The 21342-nt window shown below is 66.8% G+C and carries 19 protein-coding genes and 1 pseudogene; 10 read left to right on the top strand and 10 right to left on the bottom strand.

Annotated features, from left to right (window positions below; translation table 11 throughout):
* Positions 1-48: 48 nt before the first annotated feature.
* The gene (locus tag Q0D93_RS04875) at positions 49-1206 is read right to left on the bottom strand and encodes a hypothetical protein (protein ID WP_294391821.1); all 1158 of its coding nucleotides are present in this window, start codon (positions 1204-1206) and stop codon (positions 49-51) included.
* Between the two features lie 99 nt (positions 1207-1305).
* Between Q0D93_RS04875 and Q0D93_RS04870 the strand changes: the two genes are divergently transcribed.
* Positions 1306-3585 (top strand): hypothetical protein, encoded by a 2280-nt coding sequence (locus tag Q0D93_RS04870; protein ID WP_294391820.1) that lies wholly within the window; start codon positions 1306-1308, stop codon positions 3583-3585.
* Between the two features lie 81 nt (positions 3586-3666).
* Here Q0D93_RS04870 and Q0D93_RS04865 read toward each other — a convergent pair whose 3' ends face one another.
* Together Q0D93_RS04865 and Q0D93_RS04860 are read right to left on the bottom strand one after the other, a co-directional pair.
* On the bottom strand, positions 3667-4437 hold the full coding sequence (locus Q0D93_RS04865; RefSeq protein ID WP_294391819.1) for an alpha/beta fold hydrolase: 771 nt from the start codon (positions 4435-4437) through the stop codon (positions 3667-3669).
* Positions 4418-4864, bottom strand: a complete 447-nt coding sequence (locus Q0D93_RS04860; protein ID WP_294391818.1) for a GFA family protein — start codon at positions 4862-4864, stop codon at positions 4418-4420. The genes Q0D93_RS04865 and Q0D93_RS04860 overlap by 20 nt, the downstream gene beginning before the upstream one ends.
* Before the next feature lie 91 nt (positions 4865-4955).
* Between Q0D93_RS04860 and Q0D93_RS04855 the strand changes: the two genes are divergently transcribed.
* Together Q0D93_RS04855 and Q0D93_RS04850 are read left to right on the top strand one after the other, a co-directional pair.
* The gene (locus tag Q0D93_RS04855; RefSeq protein WP_294391817.1) at positions 4956-5585 is read left to right on the top strand and encodes a YitT family protein; all 630 of its coding nucleotides are present in this window, start codon (positions 4956-4958) and stop codon (positions 5583-5585) included.
* Between the two features lie 27 nt (positions 5586-5612).
* Entirely contained in the window at positions 5613-6788 is a 1176-nt protein-coding gene (locus Q0D93_RS04850; RefSeq protein WP_294391816.1) for an NAD(P)/FAD-dependent oxidoreductase, read from the top strand.
* On the opposite strand, the gene Q0D93_RS04845 is transcribed toward Q0D93_RS04850, so the two are convergent.
* The gene (locus Q0D93_RS04845; RefSeq protein ID WP_294391815.1) at positions 6785-7210 is read right to left on the bottom strand and encodes a ribose-phosphate pyrophosphokinase; all 426 of its coding nucleotides are present in this window, start codon (positions 7208-7210) and stop codon (positions 6785-6787) included. The two genes, Q0D93_RS04850 and Q0D93_RS04845, sit on opposite strands and share 4 nt — an antisense overlap.
* Before the next feature lie 84 nt (positions 7211-7294).
* Positions 7295-8974 (bottom strand): energy-dependent translational throttle protein EttA, encoded by a 1680-nt coding sequence (gene ettA / locus Q0D93_RS04840; RefSeq protein ID WP_294391814.1) that lies wholly within the window; start codon positions 8972-8974, stop codon positions 7295-7297.
* Between the two features lie 173 nt (positions 8975-9147).
* Between ettA and Q0D93_RS04835 the strand changes: the two genes are divergently transcribed.
* Together Q0D93_RS04835 and Q0D93_RS04830 are read left to right on the top strand one after the other, a co-directional pair.
* Complete coding sequence (locus Q0D93_RS04835) at positions 9148-9582, top strand: nuclear transport factor 2 family protein (RefSeq protein ID WP_294391813.1); 435 nt, start codon at positions 9148-9150, stop codon at positions 9580-9582.
* 180 nt (positions 9583-9762) lie between these two features.
* Positions 9763-9993, top strand: a complete 231-nt coding sequence (locus Q0D93_RS04830; protein ID WP_294391812.1) for a hypothetical protein — start codon at positions 9763-9765, stop codon at positions 9991-9993.
* Positions 9994-10008: 15 nt separating this feature from the next.
* On the opposite strand, the gene Q0D93_RS04825 is transcribed toward Q0D93_RS04830, so the two are convergent.
* Both Q0D93_RS04825 and Q0D93_RS04820 read right to left on the bottom strand, forming a co-directional pair.
* A complete protein-coding gene (locus tag Q0D93_RS04825; protein WP_294391811.1) occupies positions 10009-11289 on the bottom strand; it encodes a glycoside hydrolase family 130 protein in 1281 nt (426 codons plus the stop codon).
* Positions 11290-11424: 135 nt separating this feature from the next.
* Positions 11425-13707 carry a glycosyltransferase family 4 protein gene (locus Q0D93_RS04820; RefSeq protein ID WP_294391810.1) on the bottom strand — a complete coding sequence of 761 codons (2283 nt, stop codon included), beginning with the start codon at positions 13705-13707 and terminating at the stop codon, positions 11425-11427.
* Positions 13708-13951: 244 nt separating this feature from the next.
* Between Q0D93_RS04820 and Q0D93_RS04815 the strand changes: the two genes are divergently transcribed.
* The 4 genes from Q0D93_RS04815 to Q0D93_RS04800 all read left to right on the top strand — a co-directional run bounded on the left by Q0D93_RS04815 (position 13952) and on the right by Q0D93_RS04800 (position 18383).
* A complete protein-coding gene (locus Q0D93_RS04815) occupies positions 13952-14176 on the top strand; it encodes a hypothetical protein (RefSeq protein ID WP_294391809.1) in 225 nt (74 codons plus the stop codon).
* A gap of 145 nt (positions 14177-14321) precedes the next feature.
* Complete coding sequence (gene cysS / locus Q0D93_RS04810) at positions 14322-15782, top strand: cysteine--tRNA ligase (protein WP_294391808.1); 1461 nt, start codon at positions 14322-14324, stop codon at positions 15780-15782.
* A gap of 26 nt (positions 15783-15808) precedes the next feature.
* The gene (gene wecB / locus Q0D93_RS04805; RefSeq protein WP_294391807.1) at positions 15809-16936 is read left to right on the top strand and encodes a UDP-N-acetylglucosamine 2-epimerase (non-hydrolyzing); all 1128 of its coding nucleotides are present in this window, start codon (positions 15809-15811) and stop codon (positions 16934-16936) included.
* Positions 16937-17009: 73 nt separating this feature from the next.
* Positions 17010-18383: a class II 3-deoxy-7-phosphoheptulonate synthase gene (locus Q0D93_RS04800; protein WP_294391806.1), complete on the top strand. Its 1374-nt coding sequence runs from the start codon at positions 17010-17012 to the stop codon at positions 18381-18383.
* A gap of 205 nt (positions 18384-18588) precedes the next feature.
* Here the strand turns inward: Q0D93_RS04800 and Q0D93_RS04795 are convergent, their stop codons facing one another.
* The 3 genes and pseudogenes from Q0D93_RS04795 to Q0D93_RS04785 all read right to left on the bottom strand — a co-directional run bounded on the left by Q0D93_RS04795 (position 18589) and on the right by Q0D93_RS04785 (position 20207).
* Positions 18589-18786 (bottom strand): hypothetical protein, encoded by a 198-nt coding sequence (locus Q0D93_RS04795; RefSeq protein WP_294391805.1) that lies wholly within the window; start codon positions 18784-18786, stop codon positions 18589-18591.
* 9 nt (positions 18787-18795) lie between these two features.
* Positions 18796-19782, bottom strand: a complete 987-nt coding sequence (gene trxB, locus Q0D93_RS04790; protein ID WP_294391804.1) for a thioredoxin-disulfide reductase — start codon at positions 19780-19782, stop codon at positions 18796-18798.
* 79 nt (positions 19783-19861) lie between these two features.
* A pseudogene (locus tag Q0D93_RS04785) lies at positions 19862-20207 on the bottom strand (low affinity iron permease family protein).
* Between the two features lie 408 nt (positions 20208-20615).
* Here Q0D93_RS04785 and Q0D93_RS04780 point away from each other — a divergent pair.
* Complete coding sequence (locus Q0D93_RS04780; RefSeq protein ID WP_294391803.1) at positions 20616-21242, top strand: hypothetical protein; 627 nt, start codon at positions 20616-20618, stop codon at positions 21240-21242.
* Positions 21243-21342: the final 100 nt, after the last annotated feature.

Raw genomic sequence — 21342 nt, 5'->3', positions numbered from 1 at the left:
CGGCTTGCACCATGTTCCCACCAGGCGCCGGAGCCTCCGGCGCCTGCCTTATGCTTCGTCCGCGGCGATGCGGCGCAGCACGTCGCCTTGCACGAACAGGAACGAAGCCAGGCTATACGCGGCAGAGGCGGCGAGACCCCACCCCCACTGACCCGCCAGGGCGAAGGGCAGCAGCGTCCAGATCAGTCCGTCGCCGCTCGCCAGCCAAGGGCGTGATCGTCCGGGCAATCGCAACAGCATGGCGGCGGGAACCAGCGCCGCTATCACCCACCAGCCCCACTGGCGGTCGATGCTCCACAACATATAGGCCAGCCCGGCGATCGCCACGGTGGCCGCCACCGGCCGGACCACCGCCACGGCGTCCAGCACGGGCCCACGCCGATCGCGCACGCGCGCCAACCGCCTGGTGATGGCCGCCATCGGACCGGCCAGCAGCAACAGCAGCAGGGCCGCCCAGCGCCAGCCTGCCCAGGCAATGCCCGCGCCACCCAGCGCCATGGCCATGGCGGCCAAGGCGAGCGGCCGCGCCTCCACCCGGCGCGCCAGCAGGAGCGGTACGAAGATCTCCTCCAGCGGCAGGAACAGCGCGCGGCCGATCCAGTCGCCAGGCAGGCTGCGGGTGGCGGCGACCATCTGCCGCTCCGCATCCGCCAGCGACGAGGGATCGGTGGCGAGGATCGGAGGGTGCGCCGCCACCAACCGTCCGGCATCCTGCTGCACCGCGCGCCGGAGCAATGTGGAGATGGGATCCCAACTGCCCAGCATGGCAGCCGTTTCCGCCACATGCGCGCCATTGACCAGCGCCAATCCGGCCCAGCGCGTGTCCGCGTCGATCCGCTCGAACATGGCATGTTCGGGCACATCGGCCAGGATCGCGACGGTGCAGGCCGGCTGCGCCAGCGTTTCGCGCAGCAGCGCCTCGTCCGGCAGGCAGGCGTCGCTCAGCAGCAGCAGGCGATCGGCGGGCATCAGCGCCTCGGCAACGCGGTCGATCCCCTCGACCAGGGCGGTGCCGATCCCGTCGGCACGCAGCCGCTCCAGCACCTCCAGCAATTCCGGTGGAATAACGTCGACCAGCAGCAGCACCCGCTGCGCCCCGGCGGCGACGGCCCGCCGCGCCTGATGCTCGATCAAGGGCGTACCGGCGAGCGGCAGCAGCCCTCGCAAGCCTCCCGGCGCGGTCGCCGGGTCATAGGCGCCGATCAATACGTGGGCCGCTTGCTCCATCCACGTCCCGATAAAGCTCGCCGTCAGGAAATCAAAGCCGCGGCTTCCGCGCGCGATCAAAGATGGTAGAGACGGGACATGAACCAGGGGGCACGCGTGCAGGTGAATTGGGTGGACATGCCGCCGATCGAAACGGCGGCACCGTCCGACCTTGCGCCACAGGAGCTGATCGACAGCGATGCGGGCGCGCCGGAGGGTCGGCGCGGCCTGTGGGTCGCGGCGGCGTTGGGCCTGCTCGCCCTGATCTGGGTTGCCGGCCTGACATGGGCGCTTGCTTTGGCGGCGCCGGACGCGCCTGGTCAGCCATTGCGCCTGCTGGCGTGGATCGGGCTGGCGAGTGCTCCCCTCACTTTATTGGCCGCACTGGCCGTCCTGCTGCTGCGTACCGGCGGGATCGAGGCGAGCGCCTATGGCCGTGCGGCGGCGCAGCTCCGCGCCGATACCCGCATGTTGCAGGCCACGTTGGGCGGGCTCAACCGCCATATCGCGGCGGCGCGAGGCGAGCTTGCCGCCCATGCCGGCGAGTTGCAGCGGCTCGGCCAGGATGCGGGAACGCGCGTCGCGCGGGCCGCCGCCGACCTGGGTGCGCAGGGCGAGGCGTTTGTCCGCACCGCCGCCGCGCTGGACGATGCCACGGCCACCGCGCGTGCCGACCTGGGGGTCCTGCTGTCCGATCTGCCGCAGGCGGAGGCGATCGCCCGCGCCATGGCCGATGGCCTGCGCAACAGCGGGGCGGAGGCCGACGCTCACGCCCGCAGCCTCGCGCAATTGCTGGAACAGTTGGCGGGCCGCGCCCGCTCGGCTGGGGATGCCAGCAACGCCGCCAGTTCGCGCCTGACCATCCAGCTCGACCGGATCGAGGAAAGCGCCGCCGCCGCCGACCAGCGGATCGTGGAGGCAGCGGGTACGATGGGCCGCGCGGTGGATGCCGCGCTCGGCGCCGTCACGGAAGGCGTGGAGGAAACCCGCCACGCCGTCGCCGGGCAGAGCCGCGCCCTCACCGCGCTGGTGGAGCAGAGCCGGGCGGCGCTGAGCGGTGCTGGCGATGACGCGCTGCGGGCCTTGAGCGCGCGGATCGACGAACTGGTGGTGCGGGTCGACGGGATCGGCGCCGGGCTGCGCGGACAGGAGCTTGCCGCACGCGGGCTGCTCGGCCAGCTGGATCAGGCGATCGGCATGGTCGAGGATCGCTTTGCCGCTTTGAGCGACAAAGGCGCGGAGCACACGGCCGATCTGGCGGAGGCGATCGTCACTTTGTCCGAACATGCGGAGGCGGTCGGCCGAACATTGGGCGGCAGCGCCCACACCGCCGAAACCCTGCTTGGCCGCGTGTCGCAGTTGCGGACCCAGGCTGATGCATCCGGCGTGACCCTGGGCGACACCATCCCCACCGCTTTGTCCCGCGTCCGGCTGCATGCCGAACAGAGCCTGCAAACCATTTCCGCCGCGGGGCAACGCACGGAAGAACTGGCACGCAGCGCCGGCGAGATCAGCCAGCGCCTGTCCGATGCCGATACCTTGCTCGATCGTCAGCGCACCGCATTGGGCGAGGTCGGCGGCGAGGCGGACAGCCGCCTCCGGCAATTGCAGCAGCATACCGCATCGCTGGAGGACATGCTCCGCCGCGCCAGCACGGAGGTGGCGACCCTCAGCGATGGCGCTTCCACCCGGCTGGTCGAGGTGCTGGATCAGGTGCGGCAAACGGCGGCCCAGGCCTCCGAAGAGGCGCGCGACGCCTTGTCGTCCGCAATTCCGCGCGTGGCGCAGCGTCTCGGCGAGTCGGCCACCCGCAGCCTGACCGCCGCGATCGCGGAAGTGGGCAAGACCGAAATGGCGTCGATCGAAGCTGCCTCCGAACAGGCGATCGACGCCGCGCGCGCCGCCGCCGAGCGCCTGTCGCGGCAATTGTTGACGATTGCCGAGACGACCACCGCCATCCAGGGCCGGATCGATGCCAACGCCCAGGATACGGAGGGGCATGACGACCAGAGCTTCGCCCGCACCACCGGGCTGCTGATCGAGGCGCTCAATTCAACCGCGATCGACGTCGCCAAGATCTTCTCCAACGAGGTCAGCGACGAGGAGTGGAAGGCCTATCTGCGCGGCGATCGCGGCATCTTCACCCGGCGCGCGGTGAAGCTGATCGACCGCGCCGACTGCAACGCGATCGTCCAGCGTTACAATGAGGAAAGCGAGTTCCGCGAGCAGATCAACCGCTACATCCATGATTTCGAGGCGCTGATCCGCCGGGTGATGGCGGTGCGTGAAGGCACGTCGATGGCGACGGCCATGCTCTCCTCCGATACGGGCAAGCTCTACGTGGCGCTGGCCCAGGCGATCGAGCGGCTGCGCAAGTAAAGGCCCGGCGTGAGGCCGGGCATGCCACCGCCCGTCCTCTCCCGCAAAGTCCGCTGCCGGCCCGGGACAGTAAGCGGCCGATCAGTCCCGGAGCAGGAAGGCCGCGATCTCGCTCCCCAGTTCCGGGCGCAGCACTGCCGTCATGTGATTGCCCGGTATTTCGGATAGCCGCCCCTGCGGCAGCACCTGCGCCAGTTCGCCGGCCGAGCCATTGTCCTGGTCCTCCCGCCCGCTGAGCACCAGCACGGGTATGTCGATCCCGGCCAGTTCCGCCGTTGTCGTATCCACGAAGCTGTCCAGCAGCGGCAGCATGGCGGCGGGATCGCCACCGGTGGTCTTCAGGAACCCTTCCGCTAGCCACGCGCCCGATCCGCGCGGATGCGTGCCGGCATTGTTGAGAACGTCGCGAAAGAAGCCGGCGCGATGCCCGGTGTCATGCAGCCCCTGCAATCCCATGCCGGCGACGATCGCGCGACGGGGGCTAGCGCCATTGGCCAGCATCCGAACGACCGTGCGCCCGCCCAGCGAATAGCCGCCCAGGTCATAATCGGTCAGGTGCAGGTAATCGACCAACGCCTCCGCATCCCGCATCAGGATGTCGGGCGGATAGGCGGCAGGGTCGTGCGGTGCGGCGCTGGCCCCATGCCCGCGCAGGTCCGGCATGATCACGCGGAAGCCGGCATCCGCAATGTGCTGCGCCGTTCCATACCGCACCCAATTGACCCAGCCGTTGGAAAACAGACCGTGAATCAGGATCAGCGGACGGCCGCTGCCCACTTCCCGATAGGCGAGTTGGGCACCATCCCGGCCCAGGAAATGGTGGATCGGGAGGTCATTCGGGGAGCTTGCCAACACTTTTCATCCATCTGTCGACCACGCTCGCATTTTCGTCCGAGCGGAGCCCCGGAAGATGCGACGTGTCCTGCCATGCCGGCAGGATGCTTTCGGTTGCATAATTGTGCACGGGCCGGAAGCCGTGGGGATCGTCGAACGAACCCAAGGTCAGGTCCATCCGTTCGGCATTCTCCGCAAACCGGAAGCCCAAGGGCGTGCCACAGGCCGCACAGAAAGGCCGCTCCGCGATCGGCGAGGAGCGATACCATGCGGGTTCGCCTTGCCAGGCCACGCCGTCCAGCACCACGCTGACAAAGGCGATGGAGGCGCCGCCGGTCGCGTGGCGGCACATGGCGCAATGGCACAGATAGGCCTCGTCGCTGTCGATCCGCACCGAATAGCGTACCCGGCGGCACTGGCATCCGCCCGTCATGATCTTGACCATGGCACCACCTTTCGCTTTGGCGATTGCATGACGCGATATCGCTGACAAGGCGAACGGGCGAGGGATGTCTGGCGGCGAAGGAGAAATGCGAGTGCCGCCCAATACCGACTTGTTTACCCAGCAAGGGCCGCAGCGCCACAGCAAGGGCGAAGACGTCTATGCCATGATCGTGGGCGTGGCGTTGATCGTGCTCGGCATCGTCTGCCTGCACGCGGCCGGGTTGGTCACCGGCGGCGTGGCAGGCGTCGCTTTGCTCCTGTCCTACATCTTTCCGATAGCGCCCGGCTGGCTGTTCACCCTGATCAACCTGCCCTTTTTCCTGTTCGCCCGGGCGGCGATGGGGCCTGGCTTCATGATCAAGACCATCATCGTCAGCAGCGGGGTGACCCTGCTCTCGTTGCTCGCGCCGCACCTGCTCCGCTTCGCCTTTATCGACCCGCTGTTCGCCGCCTTGTTCGGCGGAACGGTGATCGGCATGGGCATCCTCAGCCTTGCGCGGCACCAGGCCGGAGTCGGCGGCACCGGCGTGCTGACATTGTGGCTGCAGAAGAAGCGCGGCTGGAATGCGGGCCGGACACAGCTCGGCATCGACTGCTGCATCATGTTGGTCGCCCTGCTGGCGGTGCCACCGACCCAGGTGCTGCTGTCGGCGGTGAGCGCGGCGGCGATGAGCGGGGTGTTGATCACCTTCCACCGTCCTGGCCGCTACACCGGCTATTGAGCGTTACGGGCGATGAGGCAGGGCGGCATGACCGATCGCTACGACGCGATCATCCTGGGGGCGGGCGGCGCCGGGCTGATGTGCGCCGGCGTCGCGGCCCAGCGTGGCCGGCGCGTGCTGGTGATCGACCATGCCGACGAACCGGGCAAGAAGATCCTGATCTCCGGCGGCGGGCGGTGCAACTTCACCAACCTGCACACCGCGCCCGATCGCTACCTTTCCAGCAATCCGCATTTCGCGCGCTCGGCACTGGATCGCTACACCCCGGCCGACTTCCTCGCGATGGTGGAACGCCATGGCATTGCCTGGCACGAAAAGACGCTCGGCCAGCTGTTCTGCGACGGCTCGGCCCGGCAGGTCGTTGCCATGCTGGTGGACGAATGCGCCAGGGGCGCGGCCACTCTGCGGCTGAACGCCCCGATCAGCGAGCTTTCCCATGCCGACGGGCTGTTCACCGTCTGCTACCGCGAAGGCATCGCGACGGCCCCGGCGCTGGTGGTCGCCACCGGCGGCCCATCCATTCCCAAGATCGGCGCGACCGGCTTCGCCTATGACCTTGCCCGCCGGTTCGGCCTGAAGGTAGTGGAGCCGCGGCCAGCGCTTGTCCCCCTCACCCTTTCGCAGGATGAGGCCTTGTTCCGGTCGCTGTCGGGCGTGTCCGCGCCGGTTCTCGCCAGGGCGGGCCGGACCGGCTTTCGCGAGGCCGCCTTGTTCACCCATCGCGGCCTTTCCGGCCCGGCCATCCTCCAGGTTTCCTCCTACTGGCGGCATGGGCAACCGATCGCGATCGACTTCCTACCCGACCATTGCGAAGGCTGGCTGATCGACATGAAGCGAAGCCGGCCGCGCATCAGCCTGGCGTCGCTGCTCGCCGGCCTCTTGCCCGGCCGACTGGCGGAGGCGTTGGCGGACCGCATCGCCCTGCCCGGTCCGCTCGACGAGCAGCGCGACGCGCGCCTCCGTGAGGTGGAGCGGCGTCTTGCCGGTTGGGAGTTCCGCCCGAACGGCACGGAAGGTTACGCCAAAGCGGAGGTTGCCGTCGGCGGCGTGTCGGTCGATGCCCTCTCCTCCAAGACGATGGCCGCAAAGTCGCTGCCCGGCCTCTTTTTCATCGGAGAGGCGGTGGACGTGACCGGGTGGCTCGGCGGCTACAATTTCCAGTGGGCGTGGGCGAGCGGCTGGGCGGCGGCGCACGCGCTTTAGCCAAACCTACCGTCGCCGGCCGACCAGTAGGTAAAGGCCCGCTGCTGGATCGCGCGAACGAAGGCGCTCGGCTCCGCGCCGGTCCATGCGCCCTTGTAGCCCCGCATTTCCGATGATCCGGTCCACCAGCCCTGACCGGGCAAGCGATCGGTTTCCCGCACCACCAGCACCGCCAGTTCGGGCTCTCCGGCAAAGGCGGCGGCCTGGTCTACCGCATCCAGGGTCCGACACAGGGCACGCATCTTCGGACGCGTGAAGCGGTGTCCCAGCTTCCCCAGCAGATCCGAATAGCTGATCGCCTCGCCAGCTTGGGCGGCTTCGATCAGCAGGGCCCGTACGCGGCCCACGTCCGCGATCGCGCCCGGCCCTTCGCTGGCGACGATCCCCTCCGCCTCAAGCCACTGGGACAATGTCTCCGCCATCACGCCTCCTCGCGGGAGCGTAGGCGACGCGACCGGATCGTCAACCGGCGACGCGCAGGGCTGCGCCGTCGCCGGTGACACGGATCAGCGGGTCAGCCGCTTGTGCGCGCCCGAACCAGGCCGGTCGGCCGCATCGCCCAGGCGACGACGCTTGTCTTCCTCATACGATTCGAAATTACCCTCGAACCATTCCACATGGCCATCGCCCTCGAATGCCAGGATGTGGGTGGCCAGACGATCGAGGAAGAAGCGATCGTGGCTGATGACCACGGCGCAACCGGCGAAATTCTCCAGCGCCTCTTCCAGCGCGCGCAGCGTCTCGACGTCCAGATCGTTGGTCGGTTCGTCGAGCAGCAGGACGTTGCCGCCCTCCTTCAGCATCTTGGCCATGTGGACGCGATTGCGCTCACCGCCCGAAAGCTGGCCGACACGCTTCTGCTGGTCGGGGCCCTTGAAGTTGAAGGCACCGACATAGGCACGGGTCGACACGTCATGCTTGCCGAAGGTGAAGCGGTCGAGGCCGTCAGAAACCTCTTCCCAGACATTCTTGTTGGCATCGAGATGATCGCGGCTCTGGTCGACATAGCCCAGCCGCACGGTGGGCCCCACGTCGATCTCGCCCGTATCCGGCTTTTCCTGACCGGTGATAAGGCGGAACAGGGTGGTCTTGCCGGCACCGTTGGGACCGATCACGCCGACGATACCGCCCGGCGGCAGCACGAAATCCAGGCCCTTGAACAATTGCTTGTCGCCATAGGCCTTGGTCAGGCCTCTGGCCTCGATCACCTTGTTGCCGAGCCGCTCGGGAATCTGGATCAGGATCTGCGCGGAATCGGGGCGACGATCCGCCTGCTTCTCGACCAGCTCATCGAACGCACGGATGCGCGCCTTGGACTTGGTCTGGCGTGCCTTGGGGCTCTGCCGGATCCATTCCAGTTCCTGCGCGATCGCCGTCTGGCGGCCCTTTTCCTCGCGCTCTTCCTGCTCCAGCCGCTTGGCGCGGCCTTCCAGCCACTTGGAATAATTACCCTCGAAAGGCAGCCCGCGACCGCGATCGAGTTCCAGCACCCAGCCGACCACATTGTCGAGGAAGTAGCGGTCGTGGGTCACGAGGATGACGTTGCCGGGATAATCGACCAGATGCCGCTCCAACCACGCTACCGACTCAGCGTCCAAGTGGTTGGTCGGCTCGTCCAGCAACAGAATGTCGGGCTTTTCCAGCAGCAGCTTGGTCAGGGCGACGCGGCGGCGCTCACCACCCGACAGCTTGGTGACCGGGCTCTCCGAAGGCGGGCAGCGGAGTGCCTGCATCGCGATCTCAAGCTGGTTGTCGAGCGTCCAGCCATCGACCGCGTCGATCTTTTCCTGAAGCGCGCCCATCTCCTCCAGCAGTGCGTCGAAGTCGGTATCCTCCTGGGGATCGCCCATTTCGGCGGAAATCGCGTTGAAGCGATCCACCATGTCGGCGACGGGACGCACGCCGTCGCGCACATTCTCGATCACGGTCTTGTTCGCGTCGAGGTGCGGCTCCTGCGGCAGATAGCCGACCTTGATGCCCTCGGCCGCCCAGGCCTCGCCCGAATATTCGGTATCGATGCCGGCCATGATCTTCATCAGGGTCGATTTGCCCGCGCCGTTCACACCGATGATGGCGATCTTGGTGCCCGGCATGAACTGCAGGTGGATGTTGTTGAGCACCGGCTTGTTGGCGCCCGGAAAGGTCTTCGTCAGGCCCTTCATGACGAAGCTGTACTGCACGGCCATGGCTTGCCTTGTCTCCGAGGGAATTGGATCTGGTGGGATCGGTTGCGACGGCGATAGCCCGCCTCTCGCGCCTTGCCAACATAAGGGCGGCGATCAATGGGCGCAACGCGGCAGGATGCGACCGGCGGACGGCCCGCTTGGCACCATGCGGCGGCACGATTATGCCTCCGCGCATGTTGGCCAGGATCGCTCCACTCCTTTTGCTCGCCACGCCGGTGATGGCGCAGGCTCCCGACGGCAATGCCGAGGTGCGCGCCGCCGCCGATGCGTTCGTCCACGCGCAGGAACAAGGGGACGGCACCGCCCTGGACCGTCTGCTCGCCCGCGATTTCCTGTTCGTGCGATCGTCCGGGCGCGTGGGCGACCGGCGCGACTATATCGACGGCTTCACCGCTCCGGGAATGAAGCTGGAGCCGCTTGTCGTGACGGACCGCCTCTTCCAGCGCCTGTCGGCCGACGTGGTGATCGTGGGCGGCGAGGCGCGGTTGCGGGGGACGGAGAATGGCCGACCGCTCGCCCAGCATTACCGCTATTCGGACACGTTGGTGCGGCGGGACGGGCGCTGGCAGGTGGCCTATAGTCAGATCACGCCTCTGCCCCTGCCCTGACGGTGATCTCTCCGCCATGGTGATCCCATCATTCGGCGAATCTTGCCGGACGTCGACGGCAAAGCCGGACCTCGTGGGTCGCCTTTCCTAGCTCTGGCACCCTTCGATCGCGATCGGCATGACGCCTGCGAGGGATCGTACCGACGCGGGCGAGCCGCGCCGGCCACGAGGGAGCGAACCATGGCTGGGAACGACACGGCACCGGTCCATCGCGATAATCCTCTGGGCATCTGCCATGCTCCGGGTGAGACGTTCGACGCCGATCCTTTGCTGTTCCGGCTGGCTCCGATCGTCGGCCTTCTGCTCAGCGCCAAGCTGACGTCGATCGCCTACGTCACGGCCGGAATCACCGTTCTGATCGCCACATTCTGCACGCGCGAGCGCCGGAGCGCGCCGGCGGCGGGTGCGTGATCCAAACGGAACTGCTCAGCGCATCGCGCCGAGCAGGCTTTCGATCGTCACAAAGGCGAAGGCGACCGAACTGTCCGCCACGCCATAAGGCAGGAAGATCATGTCCCCATGGCGGATGCCGCCGCAGCTATACACCACGTTCGGCACATAGCCTTCGCGATCCTCGTCCGCTGGCGACAACAAAGGCTGCGGCATCCGGCCGATCACCTTGCTGGGGTCATCCTTGTCGAGCAGGATCGCGCCGACCGAATATTTCCGCATCGCGCCGACACCGTGGGTCAGCAGCAGCCAGCCCTCGTCCAGCTCGATCGGGGAGCCGCAATTGCCGAGCTGCACCATCTCCCACGGATATTTGGGCGTCAGCAGCAGCTCGCCCTCACCCCAATGATCCAGTTCGTCCGATCGGATGATGAAAACGTTCTCGCCATCCTGACGCCCGATCATCAGATACTGGCCGCCGACCTTGCGCGGGAACAGCGCCATCCCCTTGTTGCGCGCAGCCGGGCCGCTCATCGGCGCCAGCGTGAAGGTGCGGAAGTTGGTGGTGCGCAGCAATTCCGAACGGATGGTCGCGCCGTTATAGGCCGTATAGGTGCCGATCCATTCCACGCTGCCGTCGTCGTGCGTGAACTGCACCAGCCGCATGTCCTCCAGCCCCTTGGACTGGGCGGATGTCATCGGGAACAGCACGGTGCCGGACAGCGAGCTGTCGGGATGGCGATGCACCTGGATCGCGCCATTGCCCACTTCGGCCGCGCTGTCGGCGGCCGTGGCGAAGGGCGGCTCCGGCATTAGCTCGACGATGGAGCCGGGGCCGAGAATGCCCTCGCGGAATGCAACGGAGGAAATATGCCCCTCACCGACCGCACGCAGCGACATGGCGATACGCATGGCGCCATCCGTCAAGCCGCTCTGGTCGGGGTGCGGCACGACGCTGGGGTTCATCAGCGCGGCGGCGGCATAGCTATATTCGTGGCAGAAGAAGGCGCCGATCAGCTGCTTCTTGATCTCCGAAATGGCGCCGCCGTCCAGTCCAAGAGCGGACTCGATCTGACGATAGCGGGTCATGAAGACCGACCTGGTCTGCCAATGTCGCGCCTCGAAGTCGCGCAGCACCAGCTCCAACTCGATCTCGGCCATCTCTTCGTCCATCACCAGCACGCTTTCCGCGATGCGGCGGACGCGGCCCGGGCGACCCGGCTCGGGATGGGCGTCGATCGGGATGTGAAACGGGCGCACCACAACCCGGGCCGGATCGGCCTGCAGGCGCAGCGGGCAATGGATCACGTCAAGCAAGTACACACCCCTGGGCTGTCGGAAAGTCGGCCGTCCGGCCTCACGCCGCTCTAGGCGCGGTCGCTTTACCCACAAAGGGCAAAATGACGGCCGCCGCCTTGCGAAAGGTCCGCGTGCGACAAACGGAGCGGCCGATCAGGCCTCGGCCGCCATGAGCGGGGTCTGGCCCGGCACCACCCCGACATTCGCCAGCTTGGCCATGGCCGCGCAGGAGAATTGGAAGGCCAGGATCGATTCGGCGCCCTGGTTCAGGTTGACCCGATCGCTCATCAGGCCGTCGAAACAGCCCCCGTCGGCGGTGGTCGCGATCGGCATGTCGAGGTCATTGTCGCCGAGATACCAGTTGTGCGCGCGCCACGCCGCATCCTGCCAGCGTTGCTCACCCGTCAGCCCGTGCGCCGCCAGCATGGCATCCACCGTCGCCCATGCCTCCAGCGGCTGCTGGTCGAACGGCAGCGGCTCGCGATATTCCTGCCCGAAGCTGTCGGTGCCGACCGCACGGAACTGGCCGCGCTTGTTGGTCTGCTTGGCATCGAGCCAGGCCAAGGCCGCCAACCCCTCGTCGATCATCGCCTGCTCGCCCAACAGGTCTCCGGCGCGCAGCAGCGCCTCGGGCAGGCGGGCATTGTCATAGGCCAGCACGCTTTGGAACCAGGTCCAGTCGTCCTTGCGCTCGCGCCGCAGCTCGGCCAGCAGCCGCTCGCCGAATTCGCGCACCATCCGCTTCGCCAGCGCATGGTCGCGATGCTGGCGCAGCACCGCTTCGGCACCCAGTAGTGCAAAGGCCCAGGTCCGCAGGCTGCCCAGTTCGAGCGAGTGCGGCGCCACCTGGTCGAACAGGTGCAGTGCCCAGCGGCGCATGTCCTGCGCATGCGCCTCGGCGGCGGTCACACCGATCGCCCATACCGAGCGGCCGAAACTGTCCTCCGACCCCTCGGCCTCCAGCCAGCCACGGTCGAAGCCCATGAAATTGCGAAAGCGGCCAAGCTCGCCATTCCATGCATGCTGCACGAACGAGGCGTAGATCGTCGCCAGCCGGTCGGCACGCGCCGCCTGCTCGCCTTCCACCCGGTGCATCAGCATCAGCGCGCGGCAATTGTCGTCCACGCAATAGCCGTGGTTACGATCCGGCACCGCGAAGATCGAGTGCTGGATCATGCCGGTGCGGTCGGTCATGCGCTCGATCGAATCCAGGCGTATCACGGCGCTCCGCCGGTCCACCCCCCGATTGGCCACCGGCAGGCGGATCGCCCGCCCCCGTGCCGCTTCGGTGCAGATCGACACATAGGCTTCCGCCAGACGCGACCACAACATGGTACGGCCCGCAGCATAAGCACGATCGCTCATCCGCCGCACGCGATCATCATCGTCGAGCAGGCTGATGATCTCCTCGGCGAAGCAGCGGCTGTCCCCGAACGACACCAGCACACCAAGGCCGTCGCGGAGCAATTCCGCCGCATGCCAATATGGCGTGGACACCACCGGCTTGCCGAGCGCGACCGCATAGGACAGGGTGCCGGACGTGATCTGCGTCTCGTTCAGATAAGGCGTGACGTAGAGGTCGGCGGCCTGAAGGTAGTCGAGCAGATCCTCCTGCTCCAGAAATCCGTCGATGAAGCGCACCGAACCGCTGACGCCCAGTTCTTCAGCCAGCGCCATCAGGCTTTCGCGATACGCCTCCCCTTCCCGCGCCACAAGGTGCGGGTGGGTGGCGCCGAGCACCACGTAGAGCGCCTCCGGGTGGGCGGCGGCGATCGCGGGCATCGCCCGGATCATCGTCTCGATGCCCTTGTTGGGCGACAGCAAGCCGAAGGTGAGCAGCACGCGCCGGCCATCGAACCCGAACTGCGGCTTCATCTCGGCCGAGGGCACGGCCGCGCGGTCCGGCACGCCGTGCGGGACCACCGCAATCTTGCTCCATGCAAGACCATGGACCCGCGCCAGGATCTCGCGCCCCTTTTCAGCCATCACGATCAGGCGCGACGCCCGCCGCGCCAACGCGTCCAGCACGGTGCGCTGGTCCGCGTTCGGCTGTTCCAGCACGGTATGCAGCGTCACCACCACCGGCGCATCGACCCGGTCGAGCAGCTTCAGCAGATGAGCGCCCGCCGACCCACCGAAAATGCCATATTCATGCTGGACGAGGACGACGTCCGCCCCGCTGTCGTTGATCGCCTGGGCGGCGCGGCGATAGTCCGCAATATCGTCCTGCGCGATCGTGCAGGCGACCTCCGGCCCGTAGGAGTGGTTGCTGCCCGGGTCGTTCATTGCATAGAGGTCAACGGCGATATCGGGAAACGCGGCGGCCAGCGCCTGGTGAACGTCTCGGGTGAAGGTTGCGAGGCCGCAGAGACGTGGGGGGCTGTTGCCGATCAGGCCGACACGCTTGATCTTGGACCCACCGGGAATTGCGGTCATCGATGTTCCTCTTCATGCCGGATCCGCGAAAAACTACCCTCCGCGTCGCCCGAGCCATTCATCCTGTGGACAGGTAAATGCGCAGCCGTAAACATGGTTCCTGCCACGCTGCGTTGCAACAGAAGCTGTCACGTCGCATTCACATAACGTGAAATTCGCGTTGACGGGCCTTTCCGGAACGCTAATGGAGCGCATCGGGACGGCATTCGGGCCGGGCCCGGAATAATTACGTGGAGCAGCACGAATGAAGAAGGTAGTCTTTGTTCTCGCCGCTGCCGGCCTGATGTCTCTGGCCGCTTGCAGCTCGCAGACCCCGGCGGAGAACGCCGCCGACGCAACCGAGAACGCACTGGATAACGCTGGCGAGAACCTTGAGGATCTGGCCGAGAACACCTCGAACGAGGTGGCTTCGGACGCCCTTGAGAACGCTGCCGACAACGCGCACGACGCGGCCGACAACGTTCAGTAAGCCGGCTTTCGCGGTCCTTCGGGATCGCATGGTTGGATAAGGAGGCGGGCGTCCGGTTTCGGGCGCCCGTTTTCTGTTGGGCGAACCAGCACGGCTGTTCACCCCCACGTGACGCACGTGGTCGAAGGCGCTAACGCGTGGCCCCATGAACGGCGCCCCCCTCACCCTCTTCAACAGCTTCAGCCGATCGCTGGAGCCCTTCGCCCCTGCCCAGGGCGACGTCGCCCGCGTCTATAGCTGCGGTCCGACCGTCTACAATTACGCCCATCTCGGCAATTTGCGGGCCTATGTCTTCACCGATACGCTGCGCCGCACACTAGCCTTCAAGGGCCTCGGCGTGCGCCATGTCATCAACATCACCGACGTAGGCCACCTTACCAGCGACGCGGACGCTGGCGAGGACAAGATGGAGCTGGCCGCAGCCGGGCTCGGCAAGGACATATGGGAGGTCGCGGCCTTCTACACCGCCGCGTTCAAGCGCAACCTCGCCGACCTCAACGTGCTCGACCCGACCCTATGGTCAGTGGCGACGGACCACATCGCCGACATGATCGCCTTCGCCGGGAAGATCGCGCCCGACCATTGCTACGAGATCGACAGCGGTCTCTACTTCGACGTGACCACCGTGCCGGATTATGGCCGACTGGCCCGCGCGGTGTCGGAGGAGGGTGAAAGCCGGATCGATCCGGTGACGGGCAAGCGCAATGCCGCCGACTTCGCCATCTGGCGCCGGTCGCCACAGGGCGAACAGCGGCAGATGGAATGGGACAGCCCGTGGGGGCGCGGCGCGCCCGGCTGGCATCTGGAATGTTCCGTGATGAGCCTCAAATATCTCGGGCCGGAGCCGTTCGACATCCACACCGGTGGCATCGACCATCGCGAAATCCACCATCCGAACGAGATTGCGCAGAACCAGGCTTATTGCGGCTGCACCGATGCCACGCCCGGTTTCACCGGCGCCCGCTTCTGGATGCACAACAATTTCCTGGTCGATCGGCAGGGCAAGATGTCCAAGTCGGCCGGCGGGTTCACCACATTGCAGTCGCTGATCGATGCGGGCGTGCATCCCCTCGCCTATCGACTGCTGTGCCTGTCGGCGCATTACCGTTCCGAGCTGGAATTTTCGACCGAGGCGGTGCTGGCGGCGCTGACCCGGCTCAAACGGCTGGTGCTCACGGTCGAACGGCTGCCGCTGGCATCGGTCGATTCGGGGGCGGACGCACCGGCGGCGATCAGGCTATATCTCGACCGGCTGGATGCGGGCTTGTCCGACGACCTCAACACGCCGGTCGCGCTGACGGCCCTGGACGACCTGCTCGCCGACAAGAGCCTGTCGCCGGAGGATCGCCGCGCAGGCCTGGAGCGGTTCGATGCCGCCTTGGGCCTCAACCTCCTGCGCATCACTCGGCCGGAACTGCGACTGCGCCCTGCGACGGCGAGCCCGACCGAGGCCGAGATCGAGGCGTCGCTGGACGAACGGCAGCAGGCGCGCGCCGCCAGGGACTTTGCCCGTTCCGATGCGATCCGTGATTCGCTTTTCGCGCAGGGCGTGGAGGTAATGGACGGCGATCCCCTGCGGTGGGACTGGCGGATCGCGCTCGACTAAGTCCGCGACTTCGCTAGCATGGCGTCATGGGGGAAAGACGCATTCTGACGATCGCCGGCACGCGGCCGGAGGCGGTAAAGGTCGCGCACGTCGCACGCCTGCTCGGCCGGCATGTCGGGATACATCATCGCCTGGTCGCCACCGGCCAGCATGGCGCCGGCTTTCACACCACCCTCGGCTATTTCGGGGTGGCGGCGGACGGGGATCTTGCCCTGCCCAACCGAGGCCCCGACGCCTTTGCGGAGGAAATTGCCCGCGCCGTGCCGTCGTTGATCGAGGCGTTCGCGCCCGATCTGCTGCTGGTGCAGGGCGATACGACCAGCGCCTGGGCCGCGGCGCTTGCGGGCGCCGCGTGCGGCATACCTATCGGCCACATCGAGGCGGGGTTGCGGTCCGGCAATCCCCGCATTCCTTGGCCCGAGGAACGTAACCGGATCGAGATCGACGATCTGTCCGCCCTGCTGTTCGCGCCGAGCGAGGCGGCGGCAGGCAATCTGGTGGGCGTCAGCGGCGAGGTGCATGTCACCGGCAACACCGCCATCGATGCCCTGCTGGAGTTACGGGACCGCTCTCCGCCAACCCTGCACGACAGCGCGCGCAAGCTGATCCTGGTCACCTGTCACCGGCGCGAGGCCATTCCGTGCCTTGCCGACCTGGCGCAGGCGTTGATCCGCATCGCCGATCGTCCGGACGTGGACATCCTGCTGCCGGTACATGGCAACCCCGCCGTGGGTGAGCCGTTGCGCCGGCTGCTCGGTGGGCATCCCCGCATCCGCTTGACCGACCCCCTGCCCTATCCTGAACTGGTGCGGTTGATGCAGGTTGCCCACCTTCTCCTCACCGACAGCGGCGGCTTGCAGGAAGAAGCGCCGGCGTTGGGCCTGCCCACCCTGGTGCTGCGCGACATAACGGAGCGGCCGGAGGTCTTCGCCAGCGGCAATGCCAGGCTGGTCGGGCTGGATCCGGATCGCATCGTGCGCAACACCATCCGCCTGCTGGACGATGTCGGCGCGCATGCGGCGATGTGCCGGCCCGCTTTCCCCTATGGCAAGGGCGATGCCGCGCCCCGCATGGTGGAGGCGATCACCCGCTGGCTGGGCCTGCCCTTCGCCCCGCTGCATGATCGCGCAACCTCCTACGCCAATTACCGGTAGGCGGCGCCCAAGACGACGTATCTTGCCTAAGCCGCCACCTTCCGCGAAAGACCGTTGCGGAAGGACGAACGACGTGGCGACGAACTGGACCCCTGCAAGCTGGCGCGATCATGAAGCGCGGCAGATGCCCGATTATCCCGATCAGGGGGCATTGCATGCCGCCGAGGTCGAACTCGGCCGCTTTCCTCCGCTGGTCTTTGCGGGCGAGGCGCGCGCCCTGCGCCAGGAGCTGGCCCAGGTGGCGGAGGGCAAGGCCTTCCTGCTCCAGGGCGGGGATTGCGCGGAGAGCTTCGCCGAATTCCACCCCAACAATATCCGCGACACGTTCCGCGTCATCCTGCAGATGGCGGTGGTTCTGACCTATGGGTCCAAGCTGCCGGTGGTAAAGGTCGGCCGCATGGCGGGCCAGTTCGCTAAACCGCGTTCGACCCCGATGGAGGAACTGAACGGCGTCAGCCTGCCCAGCTACCGTGGCGACAACGTCAACGACATCGCGTTCACGCCCGAATCGCGCCTGCCCGACCCGCAGCGCATGATCCGCGCCTACAGCCAGTCGGCGGCGACGCTGAACCTGCTCCGCGCCTTTGCGCAAGGGGGCTATGCCAACCTGCAACAGGTTCACGCCTGGACGCTGGACTTCATGGGCCGCAGTCCATGGGCGGCACAATATCAGCAGCTGGCGGACCACATCGGCGAGGCGCTGGCGTTCATGGCGGCATGTGGCGTCAGCCCGGAAACGGTGCCGCAGCTGCGCGCCACCAGCTTCTACACCAGCCATGAAGCGTTGCTGCTGCAATATGAACAGGCGCTCACGCGGCAGGACAGCCTGACCGGCGACTGGTACGACACCAGCGCGCACATGCTGTGGATCGGGGACCGCACGCGCTTTCTGGGTTCGGCGCATGTGGAATATCTGCGCGGGGTCGGCAATCCGATCGGGATCAAATGCGGCCCCAGCCTTGAGCCGGATGCATTGCTGCGCCTGCTGGACGTGCTCGATCCCGCGCGGGAGGCCGGACGGGTCACGCTGATCACACGCTATGGCCATGACAAGATCGAGCAGCATCTGCCCACCCTTGTCCGCGCCGTGAAGCGGGAGGGCCGGCCGGTCGTGTGGAGCTGCGACCCGATGCACGGCAACGTGGTCAAGGCCGCCAACGGCTACAAGACGCGGCCGTTCGAGCGGATCCTGGCCGAGGTACGCGGCTTCTTCGCGGTGCATCGCGCGGAGGGGACCCATGGCGGCGGCATCCATGCCGAGATGACCGGGCAGAATGTCACCGAATGCACCGGCGGCGCGATTGCGGTGACTGAACAGGGCCTTGCCGCACGCTATCACACCCATTGCGACCCGCGCCTCAATGCCAGCCAGAGCATCGAACTGGCCTTCCTCCTGGCCGAGATGCTCAATCAGGAGATGCGGGAGCGCGAGAAGGCTGCGGCCTGAACCGCATGTACCGGACGCCCACCATCACCCGCATCGTGGCAGGTGATGGTGGGTCCAGCCGCCTCCGGACCACAGCATATTCCGGTGCTTCCGGGAGGCAGGGTGGAGAGTCATTCAACCCCGCAAGCAGGACGGACTTGGACGGGCAACGGCTCGGTGGCGCGGCGTGGCTCGTGGATGATACAGGCCGGTCTGGCCGACGCCGTCAGTCCTCGATCAGATCGAGATAGGCGACCACGTCGTTGCTGGTCTGGATGAACAGGCCCGCCTGCACCTCTTCCGGCTGCAGGGCGGCGGTGTGCAACGCCTCCGCCAGCGAGCCGTAGATCAGTGTCGCCGCCGCCCCGCTATCGTCATCCAGATGGTAGAGCCGGACGGAAACGTCGTCCGATACCGTCCGCACGGGACCGCCCTACTCGGCCGCGACCGCTTCGAGCGACAGCGCATCCTCCGCCACTGGGAAATCCTGCTCCTGCAGGAAGCGTTCGGCGTCCAGTGCCGCCATGCAGCCCGTGCCGGCGGCGGTGATCGCCTGGCGGTAATGCTTGTCCATCACGTCGCCGCAGGCGAACACGCCGGCGACGCTGGTCTTGGCGGTGCCGGGGATCACCTTGATATAGCCTTCATCCAGCTCCAGCTGACCGCCGAACAGCTCCGTCTGCGGATGATGGCCGATCGCGACGAAGCCGCCATCCACCTCCAACAACGACGTCTCGCCCGTCTTGGTGTCCTTCAACTCCAGGGCGGTCAGCCCGGTCTGCTGGTCGCCGACGAAGCGCACCACCTCCTTGTTCCACAAGGGCGTGATGCCATGATGCGCGAAGAGGCGGTTCTGCAGGATCTTCTCCGCACGCAGCGTGTCGCGGCGGTGGACCAGGGTCACGTCGTGGCTGTGGTTGGTCATGTATAGCGCCTCTTCGACCGCAGTGTTGCCGCCGCCGATCACCGCCACCTTCTTGCCGCGATAGAAGAAGCCGTCGCAGGTAGCGCAGGCCGACACGCCCTTGCCGCTCAGCTCCGCCTCACCCGGAATGCCCAGCCACTTGGCCTGCGCGCCGGTTGCGATCACCAGAGTGTCGCAGACGTAGAGCGCTCCGCCGTCGCCCTTCAACCGAAACGGACGCTCGGACAGGTCGACCTCGACGATCGTGTCCCACATCATCCGCGCGCCGACATGCTCGGCCTGGGCCTGCATCTCCTCCATCAGCCACGGACCCTGGATCACGTCGCGAAAGCCGGGATAATTCTCCACGTCGGTCGTAATCGTCAGCTGCCCGCCTGGCTGGATTCCCTGCACCACGATCGGCGCCAGCCCCGCCCGCGCGCCATAGATTGCGGCGGACAGCCCGGCGGGGCCGGAACCCAGGATCAGCATACGGGTAGAATGGACAGCGCTCATCTCAACCTCAGTCGTTCAGACGAACAGATAGGGTGTAGGCCCGCCGCTTAGCAAGCGGGAGCGACGCGGCAGCGCCCGTTCAGCGGCGCCGGATCAGGCGATCGGCCGACTGGTTGCTCGGCGGCTTGCCCGGGGTGTCGAGTGCATCCCCCTGACATTCCCGTTCAAGGTCCGCCCGGATCAGCTCGTCCAGCTTGGCCTGCATCGCGGCCGGATCCCGATTTTGCGAGTTCTGGATCAGGAACACCATCAGGAACGTGACAATGGTAGTGTCGGTATTGATGAGCAGCTGCCACGCATCGGAATAACGGAAGATCGGCTCCGTCACGCCCTACGATCACCGCGACGAGCGCGAGGAGAAAGGCGAGCGGATCACCCGTGAAACGGGAGATGCCGTTGGCGACGGCGGTGAAGAAACGGTCCATCGCCACTCGCATGACATACGGGAAAAGCGTGGCCGATCCGCAAGCGCGGGGCACCGCGACACGTTCGACCGTCACGATCGCCTTCCCGGAAGCGATCGCGCGGGTGCCAAGGGCGAGGGCGCGAAAACCCGAACACTCTTCACGCCACCGCCGCTGCCACGTTGCGGCGTTAAGGGGATCATAACGACCGCTCCGGCATAAGGCTGTTACGGCAGGCCTCTGCGGACCCACTCCGCAGCGGTGACGTTCTTCCAGGCGGCAGCCGGGTTGCATCGATCGCAGCCCAGCTTGTGCCGCTCAGGTCCATGTCCTGGTCCCGGTCGCCTCCCTGACGACCGGGACCAAGCAGCGAATGCCTGACCTTGGCGCTACAGGAACCGCTACCGCTTACCTGCCGTTGGCGCATGCATGAGACACGTCATCGCATCGTGCGCCTCCGCTGCTGGCATGCTGCTCGCTCTCGGCGCGTGCTCGTCCGCGTCGGACGATGCCCCCCTCGCATCCTCCACAACCAACATGGCGGAAACCAGCATTACACCTGCCCCGCCGTCGGGCGTACCGGCCGACGCGACTCCGGTCGAGACGCCCTCTGCCCCCGCCCCCGTCACAATCATCGGGTTGGAGGGGCTGGGCGATCTGCGCATCGGCCAGCCGGTGCCTCCGGGCGGAAGCTGGGCTGCGCGCGGCGCGCAGGAGGGGGACGCCTGCCGCACGGTCACGTCGCCGGATTATCCCGGCGCTTATGCTATCGTGACGGACGGCAAGGTCCGGCGCATCACGGTCGGCAAGCGGTCGAACGTGACCCTGGCGGAAGGCATCGGCCCGGGGGCGAGCGAGGCGGAGGCAAGGCAGTGGTTCGCCGGCTTTCGCGCGGAGCCGCACAAATATGAGGATGCTCCCGCCAAATATCTCACCGCGCCCGATGCGGCCAATGGCAGCTCCGCGTTGCGGATCGAAATCGGGCATGACGGCAAGGTCGGCCTGATCCACGTGGGCACCATGCCGGAACTGTCTTACGTCGAGGGGTGCAGCTGATCTTGCCGGCCGGGCGCCTGTCGCAGCCGTTCTTTGACATTTTGCGGACGAGCCCGTTGCGCGTATGCGGCTGCATGATCTTCATGACAGGTGATATTTG

It is taken from the genome of uncultured Sphingomonas sp., from assembly GCF_934560975.1.
Lineage (GTDB): Bacteria > Pseudomonadota > Alphaproteobacteria > Sphingomonadales > Sphingomonadaceae > Sphingomonas_I.
This window is presented reverse-complemented; position numbering and strand designations above follow the sequence as displayed.